Origin of the sequence: Streptomyces sp. S.PB5 (genome assembly GCF_030403745.1) — a bacterium.
Classification (GTDB): Bacteria; Actinomycetota; Actinomycetes; order Streptomycetales; family Streptomycetaceae; genus Streptomyces.
Genome location: NZ_JAQMWP010000001.1, coordinates 405,932 through 421,766 on the forward strand (window position 1 = coordinate 405,932; position 15,835 = coordinate 421,766).

Here is a 15,835-nt window from a genome sequence, read left to right on the forward strand (position 1 = left end):
TCTCACGCCTCCTTGCCGAACAGGGTGCTGCCCCACCAGTCGTCCTTGTCCCGGACGCCCGGCGGGACGGCGAACACCGCCGAACCCACGTGCTGGATGTACTCGTTGAGGGCGTCCGTGGCCAGGTTGCGCTGGATGCGGATGAAGCCCTCGCGGACGTCCTTCTGGTACGCCAGGAAGAACAGCCCCGCCTCCAGCCGCCCGAGGCCGTCCGTGCCGTCGGTGAAGGAGTAGCCGCGGCGCAGGATCGTCGCCCCGTGGTTGGTCGTCGGGTGCGCGAGCCGGACGTGCGCGTCGGGCTTCATCGCCTTCAGGAACGGCTCGTCGCGCTCCTTGGCCTTGCCGACCGGGGCGCCCTCGCCCTTGTCACGGCCGAAGATGTCCTCCTGCTCCTGGAGGGAGGTGCGGTCCCAGGTCTCGATGTGCATCCGGATGCGCCGGGCGACGAGATAGGAGCCGCCGACCATCCAGTCGGGCCCCGCCTTCTCGTCGACCCACACGAACTTCTTCAGCCGGTCCGGCTCGGTCCCCGCGATGTTGCGGGTGCCGTCCTTGAAGCCCATGAGGTTGCGCGGGGTCTGCTCCTCGGGCGTCGTGGAGGACGTCTTGCCGAAGCCGAGCTGCGACCACTTGATGACGACCTTGCCGAACCCGATGCGGGCGAGGTTGCGGATCGCGTGCACGGCGACCTGCGGATCGTCCGCGCAGGCCTGGACGCACAGGTCGCCGCCGCTGCGGTTCTTGTCCAGGGCGTCCCCGGCGAAGTGCGGCAACTCGACGAGCGCGTCGGGCTGTTGGCCCGCGAGGCCGAACTTCTGGAACAGGGAGGGCCCGAAGCCGATGGTGAGTGTGAGCCGCGAGGGCTTGAGTCCGAGGGCCTCACCGGTGTCGTCCGGCGGCGCCTCCGCCAGCCCTCCGAAGGCCCCCTCGCCGACGGCCTGGCCACCGGTCATCCGGCGGGCCGCGGCCGTCCAGTCCTTCAGCATCCGCACGAACTCGGCGCGGTCCTCGGTCTTCACGTCGAACGCGGCGAAGTGCAGCCGGTCCTGCACGGGCGTGGAGATACCGGCCTGATGGGCGCCGTGGAAGTCGACCGCGGCGCCCGCCTCGGCGGCGACGGTGTCGACGTCGTCACCGGCACGGGCCATCGCGACCGCGCCACCGGCCGCGACGGCGCCGAGCGCGAGCCCGGCCCCGCCCCAGCCGATGAGCGAACGCCGGGACGGAGCCTGCGGGTTCTCGGTCTGCGAGTTCTCGGTCCGCGGGTTCTCGGTCTGCGGGTTCTCGCTCATCGGGTGCCCCCACTCACTTCACGACGACGGCGGCGGCGAGCTTGGACAGCGGCTCCGCGAGGGCGTTCACCGCGTCCGAGAGCTCCTTGCGGTCGGCGTCGCCGACCTTGTCGTACGAGGTGAAGTCGTACTGTGCTTGCTTCGAATCGTCCGTGCGGTACTTGTCGAGCAGCGTGTTCAGCGCGGCGAACTGCTTGTCCAGCTCGGTCACCAGGGCCGGGTCGTTCTCCTTGGCTACGGCCTTCAGCAGCTCGTACGACTTCTCCGCGCCCTCGACGTTGGCCTTGAAGTCGACGAGGTCGGTGTGCGAGTAGCGCTCCTCCTCGCCGGTGACCTTGCCGGTGGCGACCTCGTCGAGGAGCTCCTTGGCGCCGTTGGCCATGGAGGTCGGGGTGATCTCGGCCTTGCCGACCCGGTTCTGCCAGTCCTTGAGGTCGGTGATCAGCTGGTCGGCGAGCTCGGAGTCGCGGGCGGTGAGCTTCTTGTCCTTCCAGAGGGACTTCTCCAGGCGGTGCCAGCCGGTCCAGTCGGTGGCCGGGTCCTGGCCGTCCTCCAGACCGTCCTCGCGGACGTCGACCTTGGGGTCGATGTCACCGAAGGACTCGGCGACGGGCTCGGTGCGCTCCCAGCCGATGCGGGAGGGGGCGTAGGCCTTCTTGGCCGCCTCGATGTCACCGTCCTTGACCGCCTTGGCGAAGGTCTCGGCGAGCGGCAGGGTCTCGTCGGCCTGCGCCTGCACATAGGTGCGGTAGGCGGCGACGGCCTTGTCGAGCCGGGGGTCGCGCTTGGCGGTGGAGCCGCCGGTGGCCTTGACGGCCTGGCGGATGCCGTCGCCCTTCATGCCGGGCTTGCAGGCGATCGTGTAGTCGCCGGCCTTCACCTCGGCGGTGACCCGCTGCTTGGTGCCGGGGCCGATGTTCTCGCGCTCGGTGACGACACGGTCGTCGGGGAAGAGGATGTAGACCTCGGTGACCTTGGAGCCCTTGTTCTCGATGGCGAGTTCGACGTGCCCGGCCGGGAACTCCTTCTTCGACACGTCGCACTTGGTGTCGGTGGCGGTCACGTTGATCACGCCGTCACTGCCGCCCGAGCTGCCCTTCTCGGTGCACCCGGTGACGGCTGCCAGGGCCGCCACGGTGGCGGTGGCGGTGACGACGGACAGACGGACGGCTCGCATGCGGGCTCCCGGAGATGGCGCGGTGATGGCCGAAAATGCGCGTGACAGGGCTCACACCGTTTGGTGAGGCTCGCCTAACTTATCTGAGGCTTACCTGCGTGATACCCCTCCGTTCCGTGATTCACCTCTCATAGACGGTGTAAGAGCACGAGCCGATCACGGTGACTCAAAACGGGCGCCAAGCAACGGTCAAAGGAGATTCAAAGCTTCCGTTCGGGGTTTACGAGCAGTGCGCCGGTCCGGGGGTGCGGGAACACCTCGACGGCCTGGTCGTACACCTCCGACAGCAGCGCCTGTTCGAAGACCTCCTCCGGCGCCCCGTCGGCGGCGACCCGCCCGGCACGCAGGATCGCCACCCGGTGCGCGTACGCGGCCGCGAGCCCCAAGTCATGCAGCACGACGACGACGGCGTCCCCCGCGCGAGCCCGCTCCCGGCACACCTTCAGCACCAGCTCCTGATGCTTGAGATCGAGCGCCGCGGTCGGCTCGTCGAGCAGGAGCAGCGGGGCGCGCTGAGCAAGCACCCGGGCGAGCGCGACCCGGGCCCGCTCACCACCGCTGAGCGCGGAGAAGGGGCGGGACGCGAAGTCGACGACATCCGTCTGCCGCATCGCCTCGGCGACGGCCCGGTCGTCATCGTCGGGCGCGGTGGCCGCCCAGGGGGCCCGACCCATCCGTACGACGTCCTCGACGGTGAAGGGGAACGAGAGCGACGCGGACTGCGGCAACACGGCCCGCCGCAGCGCGAGCTCCGGCGCGGACCACTCCGCGGCGGGGCGGCCATGAATCCGTACGACTCCGCCGGCGGCCGGAATGTCAGCGGCGAGAGCCCCGAGAAGCGTCGACTTCCCGGCACCGTTGGGCCCGACGAGAGCGAGCACCTCACCGGCCCGGACGACGACGGACACGCCGTCGAGGACATGCCGGGCGCCGAGCCGGACATGGAGCCCTTCGGCTTCGGCGAGCACGTCGCCGGGCTCGGCGGGTGCCGGGGGAGTGGGTCGGTTGCGGAGGAGTCTCATGGCCTGGGTCCTTGGGCTGAAGGGTTGGGGAGGCGGCGGCACCGCCGGGGGCGGGGTGCGGGCCGAGCGCCGTTGCGGCGGGGAGAAGGGGCGGGCGGAATGAAAGGGACGTGGGGGAGGTGCGGGCGGTGGAAGGGAGGTGCGGGTCGAGAGGGAGGGTGGCTGAGGGGATGGGAGGGGCCGAGGCTGATGTCGGGCGGTGCGGGGGACTTCCTCAGGGGCGCGGGGCTGTGTCGATGTGCGGCTCCGCCGCGTGGGCGCGATCGGCCCCCACTCGCCCGCAGACGCCGTACAACCCCCTACGCCCATCCCCCTTGCCGGCGTCGCGTCCGCCGCAGCAGCCAGAAGAAGAACGGACTCCCCAGCAGCGCCGTCAGCACACCCAACGGCAACTCCGCCGGCGCCGCGACAGTTCGCGCAGCGAGATCCGCCGCCAACAACACCAGCGCCCCCAGCAGCGCACTGCCCGGCACCAGGAACCGATGCCCCGGCCCCGCCACCATCCGCAGCAGGTGCGGCACCACCAGCCCCACGAAGCTGATGATCCCGGACACGCTCACCGCCGCCGCGGTCAGCAGCGCGATCACCAGCACCAGAACGATCCGCAGCCGCTCCACATCCACGCCGAGGTGCCGCGCCGGCCGCTCACCCAGCGACAGCAGATCCAGCCGCCGCGCATACAACGGAGCCACCATCAGGCCCAGAGCCGCACACGGCAGCACCGCCAGCACCTTCGGCCAGGTCGCCTGAGCCAAGGACCCCAACTGCCAGAACGTGATCTGGTTGACCGCCGCCGTGTCCGCGAAGAACAGGAACAGCCCGATCACCGCCCCCGCGAACGCGTTCACCGCGATGCCCGTCAGGATCAGCGTCACGACCTCCGTACGCCCCCCGGACCGCGACATCGCGTACACCAGCAACACCGTGCCGAGCCCGGCGACGAACGCGAACGCCGAAACCGTCCACGTGCCAAGGAAGTTGATCCCGAACGCGATCGCCGCGACCGCCCCCACCGCCGCACCCGAGGACACACCGATGACCCCCGGCTCGGCCAGCGGGTTCCCGAACACGCCCTGCATCAGCGCACCGGCACACCCGAGCGACGCCCCGACCAGCAACGCGAGCACGATCCGAGGGAACCGCACGTTCCACAGCACGGACTCCGCGACCCGGTCCAACTCGCCGCCGCCGAGGCCGACCTGGTGCTGGACGGACCCCAGTACATCCCCGACCGGGATCGGATACGCCCCGATCCCCGCCGCCACCGGCACGAGGACGAGCAGCCCCGCCACCAGTCCGACGGTCAGCGCCCATCCGGTGGACCGCCGTCTCCGGGGCGGGCATTCGGCCCCGCCGCCCGTCTCGGTCGCGGTCTTCTCCAACACCGTCACGCCGCACCGTCCTCCTTGTACAGCTGCTCCACGACCGACTTCAGCACCTGGTCGGTCCGCGGCCCGTAGTTGAGCAGAACCCCGTCCTCGACCGAGACGACCCGACGGTCCATCCCGGCCGGAGTCTGGGCGATCCCGGGAATCCTCACCAGCCCGTCGATGCCCCCGACCGACTCAAGTCCCTTGGACATGACGAGAATCGCGTCCGGTGCCGCCTTCACGAGCGCCTCACTGGTGATCGCGGTGAAGTCCTTCTTCAGCCCCGACTCGGCCCCGGCGTCGACGGCCCCTGCGGCCTCGATGAGCGACGTGGCCCCCGACCCCTCACCGCCGATGAGGTACACGGACGCGGACCCGCGGAGATAGAGGAAGGCGACACGGAGCTTCTTCTTCGTGTGCGGAACGTGCTTGCTCGCGGCGGCGATCCGCTGCTCGGAGCGAGCCGTCAGCTCCTGGCCGGCCGCCGTCACGCCCAGTGCGTCGGCCACCGTCCGGATCCGCGTACCGACGTCGTCGAGGCCGTCGGCCGGGTCGACCACCAGCACGGGAACGCCCGCGGCGCGGATCTGGTCCATCGCCTCCGCCGGCCCGCTCGTGGTCTCGGCGAGCACCAGATCCGGCTTGAGCGACAGCACGCTCTCGGCGGAGACGTCATGGCCGCGCGTGACGACCGGCAGCTTCGACGCCTGCGCGAAGGTCGCGGTGATGTCCCGCGCCACGACCCGGTCCCCGAGCCCCAGCGTGAAGACGATCTCGCTGAGGCTCCCGGACAACGGCACGATCCGCGCGGCCTTCTCGACGCTCACCTTCTCGCCGTCGGCGGACTCGACGGTGACCGGAAGCCGCGGGGTGGGGGTGCCGGCGAGCGGCTCCACCGAGTTGCCGCTTGCCGCGGAGGCGGAGGCGGCCGTGGACGCAGCCGGCGCCTCCGCCGTCGCACCACCCCCGCATCCCGTCACCGTCGTCAGAGCGAGCACCGCCAGCAGCGCACCCGCCGCTCGTGTACGCATGCGTCGCACCGCAGGCCTTCCTCTCCGCGCCCGTCCGACGTGCGCTTTCTTCCGGTGAGTCGACTGAGTTCCCATCGGGATACGACCGTGTCCGCTTCCGGACCTACCGACCCGAGAGGTTTTAGCTTAGGTTAGCCTTACCTATCCTGACCAGAATCGATCAGATGCTGGCGGGATTGACGATGCCCGGAGGTCGACGATGTCCCCACCCCTGCGACCGCGCCTGTACGGCGGTGTCGCCGCGCTGTGCCTGGCCGTCCTGGGAGCCCTGCTCCCGGCGGCCACCGCGCACGCCGCGAGCCGGACCGTGCAGGGCGGCCGGCTCGACTGGGGCATCAAGGCGTCCTTCCAGAGCTATGTCACCGGCCCCATCGCCAAGGGGAGTTACTCCCTGACCGGCGGCGCGGCCACGGTCGGCAGCGGAGCCTTCCGCTTCCACTCGGCCACCGGCTCCTACGACGGCGGCACCGGCGCCTTCACCGCCGCCTTCTCCGGCGGGGTCCACTTCCTCGGCCACCGGACGGACACCGGCGCCTACCAGCTCGACCTCACCCTCAGCCGCCCCACCGTCCGCATCACGGGCTCCTCCGGAACCCTCTACGTGGACGTCACCGGCAAGGCGAAGGACACCAGGACGGTCACGACGTCCAGCCAGGTGCCCTTCGCCTCCCTCTCTCTGGGCGGCATCGACATGAAGGGCGGCGGAAACGCGGTCGTCCTCAACAACCTCCCGGCCACGCTCACTTCACAGGGCGCCAAGTCCTTCGCCGGCTACTACACGGCCGGGACCGCACTGGACCCGGTGAGCCTGTCGGTGGACGTCCAGACGGCGAAGGCCACCCCGACGCCTACCGCCACCGCCTCCAAGTCCCCTTCAAAGAAGGAGACTTCAGGCGACGGCATCGAGGACGGCGCCCTCGACTGGGGCGTGCGCCGCACCTTCCGCGAGTACGTCGTCGGCGACATCGCCAAGGGCGAGTGGACCCTGACCTCCGGCGCCCAGGACGGCGGAGCGCTCTTCCGCTTCCCGGGCGGCGACGGCACGTTCAAGAACGGTGACCTTCGGGCCTCCTTCAGCGGCGCGGTGCGCTTCACGGGGGCACACGGCCTCGATCTGAAGCTGAGCGCCGTACGAGCCACCGTCGAGGACGGCGAAGGCACGCTCTACGCCGATGTCGTGAGCGGTGACTTCACCGGCGGCAGGGTCCCGCTGGTCACCTTCACCGCGAAGGACCTCAAGGCCAAGAGCGGCCTGGTCCAGGTGACGGAGGCACCCGCGAAACTCACCGCCCAGGGTGCCGAGGCCTTCGCCGGCATGTACCAGGCCGGCACCGAGATGGACCCGGTGTCCCTCGCCGTCGCCCTCACCGACGACGCCGAACTGCCCGCCCTGCCCGACCTGGGCAGCGCCCCCACGGCGAGCGCCACGCCCGACGACTCCGACTCGGTGTCCCCGGCGGCCTCGACCGAGCCGGTCGCCGCCGACTCCACCTCCGACGGCGTCCCCGTCCTGCCGATCGGCCTCGCGGCCGGTGCCCTGCTGCTGGCGGCCGCGGTGTTCGCGGTGCTCCGCAGGCGCAGGGCACAGCCGGCGGAAGCGGCCGCCACCCCCTCGGAAGAGGACTGAACCCTTCAACTCCGCCAGCCCGCGGCCCTGTTCGGCCGCGCGGACCACCCATCCAAGGAGAACCCGGCCATGCCCGTCAGATCCCCTCGCCGCTCCCTCGCCCTCGCGGCCGCCGTCGCCACCGCGGCCGCCGTCGGTACCACCGCGCTCGCCGTGGCCGGTGCGACCAGCGCGTCGGCGGCCGAAGTACCGCTCAGCGGCTACGAGTTGACCTGGGGCATCAAGCAGTCGTACCGCACGTACGTGACCGGCATGGCGGCCGGCGCCTTCACCGCCACGGACGGCGCCTCGCAGGCCGCGGACAACGGAGCCTTCACCTTCACCGACGGCACCGGCACCTACGACTCCACCGCGCACACCGTCGACCTCGGCTTCAAGGGCAGCCTGAAGATCGAGTCGACCCTGCACCGCTTCGAGATCACCCTGTCCGACGTGAAGTTCGACAGCGCGGCGGCCGAGATCACCGCGGACGTGACGAAGTCCGGTACGACCACGCAGGACGTCCCGCTCGCCGATGTCACGGTCACCCAGGCCATGTCGGCCATGGAGACCAGGCTGACCGAGGAGGCCGCGGACGTCTTCGGCAGCGCGAGCTACGAGGGTGCGGCGGGCGACCCGCTGACGGTGGCCAAGGTGGCGCAGTCCCAGTCGCCGAGCCCGTCCGCCTCCGCGTCGGAGTCGACTTCCCCGAGCCCGTCGCCCTCGGCCTCGGCCTCGGCCTCGGCGTCCGCGTCGGCTTCGCAGAGCGCGAGCCCGTCCGCGTCGGCCTCGGCCTCGACGTCGCAGAGCGCGTCGCCCTCCGCCACCACCCCGGCCCCCGCGAAGGGCGACATAGCCGACGGCACGCTCGGGTGGGGCGTGAAGGAGTCCTTCCGTACGTACGTCGTCGACGGCGTCGCCAAGGGCGAGATCACGGCGTCCGGCGGCGCGACCCAGGCCGCGGACAACGGGATCTTCACCTTCGTCAAGGCGACGGGCGAGTACGACACCGACGCCGACACGCTCTCCGCCGCCTTCCAGGGCTCGGTCAACTTCAAGGGCCACGAGGAGAACGGCGAGTACGGCCTCGACCTGACCCTGTCCGACGTCAGGGCGACCCTCGACGAGGGCGCGGGCAGGCTGACGGCGGACGTGACGAGCCTGGGCGAGAAGTCGCAGGACGTGGTCCTGGCGGACCTGAAGGCGGTGAAGTCCGACCTGACGGCGACGGACGACGTCATCACGGTGAACGACGTGGCGGCCACCCTGACCGAGGCCGGAGCGGAGGCCTTCGGCGGCTTCTACACCGCGGGCACGGAGCTGGACCCGGTCGACCTGGCCGTGGCGTTGACGGACGACGCGACCCTTCCGGACGACGACTCCAACGGCACGAGCGGCCCGTCCGCCACGGCGACCAACTCCGGCACGACGGGCGGCACGACCGGCTCGACCACCGGCGGCGTCACGGGCGGCCTCGCCAACACCGGTTCGGACGTACCGGCGGGCGCGCTGGGCACGGCGGCCGCGGTGACGGTGGCGGCGGGCGCGGGGGTCGTATTCGCGATGCGCCGTCGTCGTACGGAGGCGTAGAACTGTCCCCGTGAACAGGGGACGGAGAGAACTGCTCGGACCGGGGCGGCTGGTACTGAACGTACGAGGCCGCCCCGGGCCGCCGTGGTTGCGCTTCGAGAAGGCGCAGGACGGCCGGCTCCTGCTGCGCCAGGGGGACCGGCCCGTGATGCTGGGCCGCTGGTCGGACTGCGGCTGCTGCCCGGAGCTGTCTCTGCACCGCCTCGACGGCTACCGCTCGCCCCTGCCGCCGCCGCGCTCGACGGCCCTGCGCTCCTCGGTCAACTGGCCGCACCAGTACGCGCGTTGGCTGGAGGACGCGGACGGCACCCCGCTGCTCGACGGACGCTGGGAGCTGGCCCTGCGGACCGAGTTCCCGCCGTACGTCTGGGGCGAGGAGTTCGTAAGGGAGTGGCCGGGCGGGCGGTTGGAGCTGTACTGCGGGGGCGGCTGGAGCGGAATTCTTCCCCTGCGCCGCCTCTCACCGCCGGACGCGGGACGGGTGAAGGCGTACCGCAAACACGCCCGCGAGGGCACCCTCGCGCCCGTTCTGCTGTGGACCGTGGCCTTCCTGGACGGCTGCGTGATCCTGGACGGCCACGACCGGGCGGTGGCGGCGCTGGCCGAGGGACGGACGCCGGAGTGCCTGTTGTTGACCCAGGTACCCGACGAGAACGACTGGCGGCGGGCGGCCGACGAGATGGCCGAGGGCCACGAGCGCCGTCTCCGCGGGCCGGCCCACGGTCCGGGTGTCGAACGCCAACGGGCCGCTCTGGAGAAGGGATACGCGGAAGCGCTCGCCACCCTGCCCTACGGCCTGCCCCCGACCCGCTTCTGGCCCCTCCCCGGCGGAGCCCCCACCTGGGACGCCCTCGCCGCCCGCGCAATGTTTCAATGCCCCCGTGACTGACTACGACGTCCTCCGCGTCTTCTGTGCGCCCAACGGCGGATACGGCAACGAACTCGGCGTCGTCCGGGAGGGCTCCGTGATGCCCGACAGGGACGAACGGCAGGCGTTCGCGGGCAAACTCGGCTTCAGCGAGACCGTGTTCGTCGACGACCCCGAGCGCGGCGTCATCGACATCTACACCCCCACCCTGCGGCTGCCCTTCGCCGGACACCCCTGCGTCGGTACGGGCTGGCTGCTGGACGTGCCCGAGCTGGCCACACCCGCGGGGCCCGTCGGCGCGCGGCTGGACGGGGAGTTCAGCTGGATCGAGGCGCGGGCGGAGTGGGCCCCGCCGAGGACACTGCGGCAGTACGCCTCCGCCGCCGAGGTCGACGATCTCCCCGTACCGCCCAAGGGCGAGTGGATCTACGCCTGGGCCTGGGAGGACGAGCCCGCCGGCCGGATCAGGGCCCGTGGCTTCCCCGGCCGCGACGACGGCATCGACGAGGACGAGGCGACCGGCGCCGCGGCGATCCTGCTCACGGACCTCCTCGGCCGCGCCCTGAACATCACCCAGGGCGCGGGCTCCCAGATCCTCACCGCCCCGCAGCCGTACGGATGGGTGGAGATCGGCGGCCGGGTGGTGCTGGAGCGCGAGCCCGAGCGCTGAGCCCTCCCAGGTCGCTCAGGCGCTCAGGCGCTCAGCGGGAACTCCTCGCCCAGCGCCCGGAACACCGCCGTGTTCAGCGCGAACGCCCTTTTGCACTCCGCCACGATCCGCTGCTTCTCCAGGTCGTCCGCCCGGACCCCGTCCAGCAGTTGGCGGTAACCCCGCTTGAACGCGGCCGGGTTGGCGATCCCCTCGAACACGTAGAAGCGCACGCCGTCGCCCTTGCGCGCGAAGCCCCACGTCCGCTCCGCCTTGTCGCGGATGATCTGGCCGCCGGACAGGTCGCCGAGGTAGCGCGTGTAGTGGTGGGCGATGTATCCGGCGGGCCAGCGCTCGGCGCACTCGCGCACCCGGTCCGCGTACGCCCGGGTGGCGGGCAGCGCGGACAGTCCCGTACGCCATGCGCGACCCCGCAGATGCTCCAGGTCGCGCTCCAGCGCGCCCAGCCGGTACAGCTCCGGCTGGATGAAGGGCCCGGCCACCGGGTCGGAGGCCAGCCGCTCGGCCCCGCTCTCCAGCGCCTCGTACACGAACCACAGCTGCTCGGTGTAGCGCGTGTACGCGTCCACACCGAGCCTGCCGCCGAGCATGTCGCTCATGAACGACGAGGTCTCCGCCTCGACGTGCTGTTCGTGGGACGCGGTGCGGATGACTGTCGAGAAGGAGTCCATGCGCCATATCCTCCGAGGTTAGGCTTACCTAAGTCAATATGCTTGCCGACAGCCTGTCGGTAAAACCGTACAAGAAAAGACCCGCCCCCAGCAGGGGACGGGTCTCGGCGGGCTACGGCAGCGTCAGGATCTCCGCGCCGGTCTCCGTCACCACCAGCGTGTGCTCGAACTGTGCCGTCCGCTTGCGGTCCTTCGTGACGACCGTCCAGCCGTCGTCCCACATGTCGTAGTCGTGCGTGCCGAGCGTCAGCATCGGCTCGATCGTGAAGGTCATGCCGGGCTGGATGACCGTCGTCGCGTGCGGGCTGTCGTAGTGCGGGATGATCAGGCCGCTGTGGAACGACGAGTTGATGCCGTGCCCGGTGAAGTCGCGGACGACGCCGTAGCCGAAGCGCTTGGCGTACGACTCGATGACCCGGCCGATGATGTTGATCTGGCGGCCCGGCTTGACCGCCTTGATCGCCCGCTCCAGGGACTCGCGGGTTCGCTCCACCAGCAGGCGGCTCTCCTCGTCGACGTCCCCGACCAGGTACGTGGCGTTGTTGTCGCCGTGCACGCCGCCGATGTACGCCGTCACGTCGAGGTTGACGATGTCACCGTCGTTGAGGACCGTCGAGTCCGGGATGCCGTGGCAGATCACCTCGTTGACGCTCGTGCACAGCGACTTGGGGAAGCCGCGGTAGCCGAGCGTGGAGGGGTAGGCACCGTGGTCGCACATGTACTCGTGCGCCACCTTGTCCAGTTCGTCGGTCGTGACGCCGGGGGCGATCAGCTTGGCCGCCTCGGCCATCGCCCGGGCCGCGATACGACCGGCGATCCGCATCGCCTCGATCGTCTCGGGCGTCTGCACCTCCGACCCGGTGTACGGCGTCGGCGCGGACTTGCCGACGTACTCGGGACGACGGATGTTTCCGGGGACGGAACGGGTGGGGGAGAGCTCCCCTGGAACGAGCAGCGACTGGCCAGACATGACAGCGAGTCTAACGAGCCCCGGTGGGGGAACATGTCCCTGGCGAGAGGAGCTGGTCATGGCCCTGTTCAAGAAGCGCACGGTCGGCAAGCCGGGCGAGTGGTACTACTGCCTGGAACACAAGAAGGTCGAGGAGGGCCCCGAGTGCCCCGCCAAGGACCGCTTCGGGCCGTACGCCTCCCGGCAGGAGGCCGAGCACGCGATGGAGACCGCTCGCGAACGCAACCTCGAGTGGGAGAACGACCCCAAGTGGCACGACGCCTCGACGGGCGGCACGACCGACGACGACTGAGCCGACGGGCCGGTGACGGGCGGCGGCCGGGACACCGGCCCGCCGCGTCCCGGCCGGTCAGGCTTCCGCCGGGGACGTCACGACCTTCTGGGCCGCGGCCCGCTGCTTCCGCACCCGTGCCGCGTGCTCGTCGGTCCGGGCGTCGTACGTCATCAGCTTCGGCAGACACAGGGCCAGCAGACCCACCGCACCCGCGCACAGCAGACCGCCCGACCACACCGAGGCCCGTACGCCCCACCACGCGGCGAAACCGCCGGACCTGACCTGGCCGAGGGTCGGACCCACCGAGTACGACAGCAGCTCGATCCCGGCGAGGCGGCCGCGCAGCTCGTCGGGGATCGTCTGGTTCCACATGATCCCGCGGAAGATCCCGCTGACCATGTCACAGCCGCCGGCCACGGTCAGGAACAGCAGCACCAGCCATACGTTGCCGATGACACCGGCCGCTGCGATCGCCACGCCCCACAGCGCGGCCGAGAGCACGACCATCCGGCCGTGCCGGTGGATGCGTGCCGTCCAGCCGCTCGTCACGCTCACCAGCAGCGACCCCAGCGGGATCGTCGCGTACATCAGCCCGAGCGACCACTGGGCGTCCAGTTCGTCCGCGAGGAACGGCAGCAGGGCCAGCGGCATCGCGAGGAACATCGCGGCGAGGTCGACGGTGTACGTACCCAGCAGCTCCTTGCGGCTCCAGGCGTACCGGGCGCCCTCGGCGATCGCCCGCAGCGACGGCTTCGCGGCCTCGTGCGCGGCGGGGGAGGAGGCGATGGGGACGATCAGCGCGACCGATACGACGAAGGTGAGCAGGTCCGCGGCGTAGGCCCAGCCGAGTCCCGCGTACGCCACCACCAGGCCCGCCACGGCCGGGCCCGCGACCCCGCCGACGGTCCAGCGGAAAGTGTTCAGGGAGGCCGCGGCCGGCAGGTGCTCGTGCGCCACGATCCGCGGCCACAGCGAGTCGAGCGCGGGCCGCTGGACGGAGACGAGCGCGGAGGACAGCGCGGCGACGACGTACAGCGGCCACACGGCGGGGCTCGGCATCAGCGCGTTGACCAGCAGCACCGCACTCAGCAGCCCCTGCCCGGCCTCGGTCCAGATGATCAGCCCCCGCTTGTCCAGCGCATCGGCCAGCGCACCGCCGTACAGGCCGAAAACGATCAGCGGTACGAGTTCCACCGCCCCGATCGCCCCCACGGCCGCCGCGGAGCCCGTCAGCTCCTTGATCTGCACCGGCAGCGCCACGAACGTCAGAAAGCTCCCGAAGTTCGAGATCAGCCCCGACACCCACAGCCGCCGGAAGTCCGCCGAGGCCCGCCACGGGGTGAGATCGGGCAGCACGGAACGGAGCCGGGAGGCTGCGGGAGAGGGTGGGGGAGGGGTCTCGTCGTCGGTCACGAACGGTCATGGTCCGGCGGTACGGCTGTACCGGGCAACCGAATTTCAGGGCGCGGGTCGCCCGGGGGCCGGTCCGTCCGGCCGCCCTACCAGCGCGCCGGCGGCGGCGCCGTCAGCTGGTCCGTCAGGCGGGAGAGGCGGTCCCTGAAGCGGCGGCGGGCCCGCGGGGTCGGCAGGGCGTTCTCCCCGGCCGCCGCGCTGACCAGGTGCTGGACGGTGTCCAGGTCGAGGTCGGGGCCGTCGGGCACGGCCAGGGATTCATGGGCCATGGCCGTGAGGTCGCCGTCGTCGGGACCCAGCGCCAGCACCGTCACCCCGCAGCGGCGGGCGTCGTGCACCCGTTCCAGCAGCGGGGCGTCCGGGGCCTTCGGGGACACCACCAGCAGCGTCTCGCCCCGCCGGGCCGCCGCCAACCGGCCCGGCCCCACCGACAGATGGGCCGGGTCCGAAGGCTGCGCGTCGTGCCGTACGAGGGTGGGGGCCAGCTCCGGTGTGCCCGACCAGGCCGCCTCGTCCACCAGATGGGCCGCCAGATGCCACGGCTCGTACTCCGGTGTGCCGACCAGCAGCAGACCCCCGCCGTGCGAGACCACCGACCCGCGCAGCACCCCGGCGAACTTCCGGGTCGCCCCCAACCACTCGGTCCCGGCGAGCACTTCACGCAGCAGCGCGACACGTACGGCGTCCATGCGGCCGCATCCTGCCGCAATCGGGCACTCGTGACCCGTAGTTCACCCCGAATTCGCCCGAACCGGGCAGGAGGAGCGACCGACCACCCGAAGAGGAGCGCGCCCCATGCCCGAGACCACCGTCCCCTTCCGCGCGGGCCGCGAGGGGTACGCCAGCTACCGGATCCCGGCGGTGGTGCGCGCCGCCTCGGGGGCACTGCTCGCCTTCTGCGAGGGGCGGGTCGATTCCGCCCGCGACCACGGCCACATCGACATCGTCCTCAAGCGCTCCACCGACGGGGGCCGCACCTGGGGCCCGCTCCAGGTCGCCGCGAGCAACGGCACCGACCTCGCCGGCAACCCCGCCCCCGTCGTCCTCGACACCGGCCGCGTCCTCCTCGTCCACATCCGCGCCGCCGCCTCGGCCAGTGAGGACGCCATCCTGCGCGGCAAGGTGAGCGAGGCCGACGGACGGCGGGTGTGGTTGCAGCACAGCGACGACGAGGGCCTGACCTGGTCCGCCCCGCGCGAGATCACCGAGTCCGTGAAGAGGCCCGGCTGGCGCTGGTACGCCACCACCCCCGGCCACGCCCTCCAGCTCGGCACCGGCCGGGTCGTCGTCCCCACCAACCACACCCTCCCGCCCACCGGCACGGACATCGGCAACGAGCCGAAGTACAACAGCGGTCACTGCCTCCTCAGCGACGACCGGGGCCGGACCTGGACCCTCGGCTACGTCGACGAGAACACCGACGGATACATCAACGTCAACGAGACCACCGCCGCCGAACTCCCCGACGGGCGCGTCTACTTCAACACCCGCAACGACTCACCGTCCCCCGGCAACCGGGCCGACGCCCACTCCGAGGACGGCGGCAGGACGCTGCACCACCGCTTCCGCCCGCAGGCCGGACTCGACGGCCCCGTCTGCGAGGGCAGCGTCCTGCAGCTCCGTGACCCCGACGTACTCCTCTTCTCCGGGCCCGCCTTCCCCGGCGGGCGCGCCCTGATGACCATCCGCGCCTCCACCGACAGCGGTACGACCTGGCGCGCCCGCCACACCACCGACGGCCTGCCCGCCGCCTACTCCGACCTGGTCCGTGTGGACGACGGCACGGTCGGACTCCTCTACGAGACCGGCGACTTCGGCGCCTACGAGCGGATCGTCTTCCGGCGGGTGCCCGTGACGCGGCTCACCTGACCGGCCGGGCCG

15 protein-coding genes are annotated in these 15,835 nt (G+C 71.4%); 6 read left to right on the forward strand and 9 right to left on the reverse strand.

Annotation, left to right across the window (positions count from 1 at the left end):
* Positions 1-2: 2 nt before the first annotated feature.
* From efeB to PH203_RS01880, 5 genes are all read right to left on the reverse strand, one after another.
* Positions 3-1,292, reverse strand: coding sequence for an iron uptake transporter deferrochelatase/peroxidase subunit (gene efeB / locus PH203_RS01860; protein ID WP_289915289.1), 1,290 nt, complete (start codon positions 1,290-1,292; stop codon positions 3-5).
* A gap of 13 nt (positions 1,293-1,305) precedes the next feature.
* Positions 1,306-2,469, reverse strand: a complete 1,164-nt coding sequence (efeO, locus tag PH203_RS01865) for an iron uptake system protein EfeO (protein WP_289915291.1) — start codon at positions 2,467-2,469, stop codon at positions 1,306-1,308.
* Positions 2,470-2,669: 200 nt separating this feature from the next.
* Positions 2,670-3,491, reverse strand: coding sequence for a heme ABC transporter ATP-binding protein (locus PH203_RS01870; RefSeq protein ID WP_289915293.1), 822 nt, complete (start codon positions 3,489-3,491; stop codon positions 2,670-2,672).
* A 299-nt stretch (positions 3,492-3,790) separates the two neighbouring features.
* Positions 3,791-4,882: an iron ABC transporter permease gene (locus PH203_RS01875; RefSeq protein ID WP_289915295.1), complete on the reverse strand. Its 1,092-nt coding sequence runs from the start codon at positions 4,880-4,882 to the stop codon at positions 3,791-3,793.
* On the reverse strand, positions 4,879-5,892 hold the full coding sequence (locus PH203_RS01880) for a hemin ABC transporter substrate-binding protein (protein ID WP_289915297.1): 1,014 nt from the start codon (positions 5,890-5,892) through the stop codon (positions 4,879-4,881). The genes PH203_RS01875 and PH203_RS01880 overlap by 4 nt, the downstream gene beginning before the upstream one ends.
* Positions 5,893-6,091: 199 nt before the next feature.
* Here PH203_RS01880 and PH203_RS01885 point away from each other — a divergent pair, with 199 nt between their 5' ends.
* From PH203_RS01885 to PH203_RS01900, 4 genes are all read left to right on the forward strand, one after another.
* Positions 6,092-7,519 (forward strand): HtaA domain-containing protein, encoded by a 1,428-nt coding sequence (locus PH203_RS01885; protein WP_289915300.1) that lies wholly within the window; start codon positions 6,092-6,094, stop codon positions 7,517-7,519.
* Positions 7,520-7,588: 69 nt separating this feature from the next.
* Positions 7,589-9,088, forward strand: coding sequence for an HtaA domain-containing protein (locus tag PH203_RS01890; protein WP_289915302.1), 1,500 nt, complete (start codon positions 7,589-7,591; stop codon positions 9,086-9,088).
* A 10-nt stretch (positions 9,089-9,098) separates the two neighbouring features.
* The gene (locus PH203_RS01895) at positions 9,099-9,977 is read left to right on the forward strand and encodes a hypothetical protein (protein WP_289915303.1); all 879 of its coding nucleotides are present in this window, start codon (positions 9,099-9,101) and stop codon (positions 9,975-9,977) included.
* Positions 9,970-10,626, forward strand: coding sequence for a PhzF family phenazine biosynthesis protein (locus PH203_RS01900; RefSeq protein WP_289915305.1), 657 nt, complete (start codon positions 9,970-9,972; stop codon positions 10,624-10,626). Before PH203_RS01895 ends, PH203_RS01900 begins: the two co-directional genes overlap by 8 nt.
* Positions 10,627-10,649: 23 nt before the next feature.
* Here the strand turns inward: PH203_RS01900 and PH203_RS01905 are convergent, their stop codons facing one another.
* A complete protein-coding gene (locus PH203_RS01905; RefSeq protein WP_289915307.1) occupies positions 10,650-11,297 on the reverse strand; it encodes a biliverdin-producing heme oxygenase in 648 nt (215 codons plus the stop codon).
* A 112-nt stretch (positions 11,298-11,409) separates the two neighbouring features.
* Positions 11,410-12,267 (reverse strand): type I methionyl aminopeptidase, encoded by an 858-nt coding sequence (gene map, locus PH203_RS01910; RefSeq protein ID WP_289915309.1) that lies wholly within the window; start codon positions 12,265-12,267, stop codon positions 11,410-11,412.
* A 58-nt stretch (positions 12,268-12,325) separates the two neighbouring features.
* Between map and PH203_RS01915 the strand changes: the two genes are divergently transcribed.
* A complete protein-coding gene (locus PH203_RS01915) occupies positions 12,326-12,559 on the forward strand; it encodes a hypothetical protein (RefSeq protein ID WP_289915310.1) in 234 nt (77 codons plus the stop codon).
* Between the two features lie 57 nt (positions 12,560-12,616).
* On the opposite strand, the gene PH203_RS01920 is transcribed toward PH203_RS01915, so the two are convergent.
* Both PH203_RS01920 and PH203_RS01925 read right to left on the reverse strand, forming a co-directional pair.
* Positions 12,617-13,954: an MFS transporter gene (locus PH203_RS01920; RefSeq protein ID WP_289915311.1), complete on the reverse strand. Its 1,338-nt coding sequence runs from the start codon at positions 13,952-13,954 to the stop codon at positions 12,617-12,619.
* A gap of 86 nt (positions 13,955-14,040) precedes the next feature.
* A complete protein-coding gene (locus PH203_RS01925) occupies positions 14,041-14,643 on the reverse strand; it encodes a hypothetical protein (protein WP_289915312.1) in 603 nt (200 codons plus the stop codon).
* Positions 14,644-14,749: 106 nt separating this feature from the next.
* Between PH203_RS01925 and PH203_RS01930 the strand changes: the two genes are divergently transcribed.
* On the forward strand, positions 14,750-15,823 hold the full coding sequence (locus PH203_RS01930) for a sialidase family protein (RefSeq protein WP_289915315.1): 1,074 nt from the start codon (positions 14,750-14,752) through the stop codon (positions 15,821-15,823).
* The last annotated feature ends 12 nt before the right edge of the window (positions 15,824-15,835 follow it).

What these genes read in the sequence shown, in the direction of transcription:
- efeB (WP_289915289.1), bottom strand. Translation starts at nt 1,292, where the DNA reads ATGAGCGAGAACCCGCAGACCGAGAACCCGCGGACCGAGAACTCGCAG.
- efeO (WP_289915291.1), bottom strand. Translation starts at nt 2,469, where the DNA reads ATGCGAGCCGTCCGTCTGTCCGTCGTCACCGCCACCGCCACCGTGGCG.
- PH203_RS01870 (WP_289915293.1), bottom strand. Translation starts at nt 3,491, where the DNA reads ATGAGACTCCTCCGCAACCGACCCACTCCCCCGGCACCCGCCGAGCCC.
- PH203_RS01880 (WP_289915297.1), bottom strand. Translation starts at nt 5,892, where the DNA reads ATGCGTACACGAGCGGCGGGTGCGCTGCTGGCGGTGCTCGCTCTGACG.
- PH203_RS01885 (WP_289915300.1), top strand. Translation starts at nt 6,092, where the DNA reads ATGTCCCCACCCCTGCGACCGCGCCTGTACGGCGGTGTCGCCGCGCTG.
- PH203_RS01890 (WP_289915302.1), top strand. Translation starts at nt 7,589, where the DNA reads ATGCCCGTCAGATCCCCTCGCCGCTCCCTCGCCCTCGCGGCCGCCGTC.
- PH203_RS01905 (WP_289915307.1), bottom strand. Translation starts at nt 11,297, where the DNA reads ATGGACTCCTTCTCGACAGTCATCCGCACCGCGTCCCACGAACAGCAC.
- map (WP_289915309.1), bottom strand. Translation starts at nt 12,267, where the DNA reads ATGTCTGGCCAGTCGCTGCTCGTTCCAGGGGAGCTCTCCCCCACCCGT.
- PH203_RS01915 (WP_289915310.1), top strand. Translation starts at nt 12,326, where the DNA reads ATGGCCCTGTTCAAGAAGCGCACGGTCGGCAAGCCGGGCGAGTGGTAC.
- PH203_RS01925 (WP_289915312.1), bottom strand. Translation starts at nt 14,643, where the DNA reads ATGGACGCCGTACGTGTCGCGCTGCTGCGTGAAGTGCTCGCCGGGACC.
- PH203_RS01930 (WP_289915315.1), top strand. Translation starts at nt 14,750, where the DNA reads ATGCCCGAGACCACCGTCCCCTTCCGCGCGGGCCGCGAGGGGTACGCC.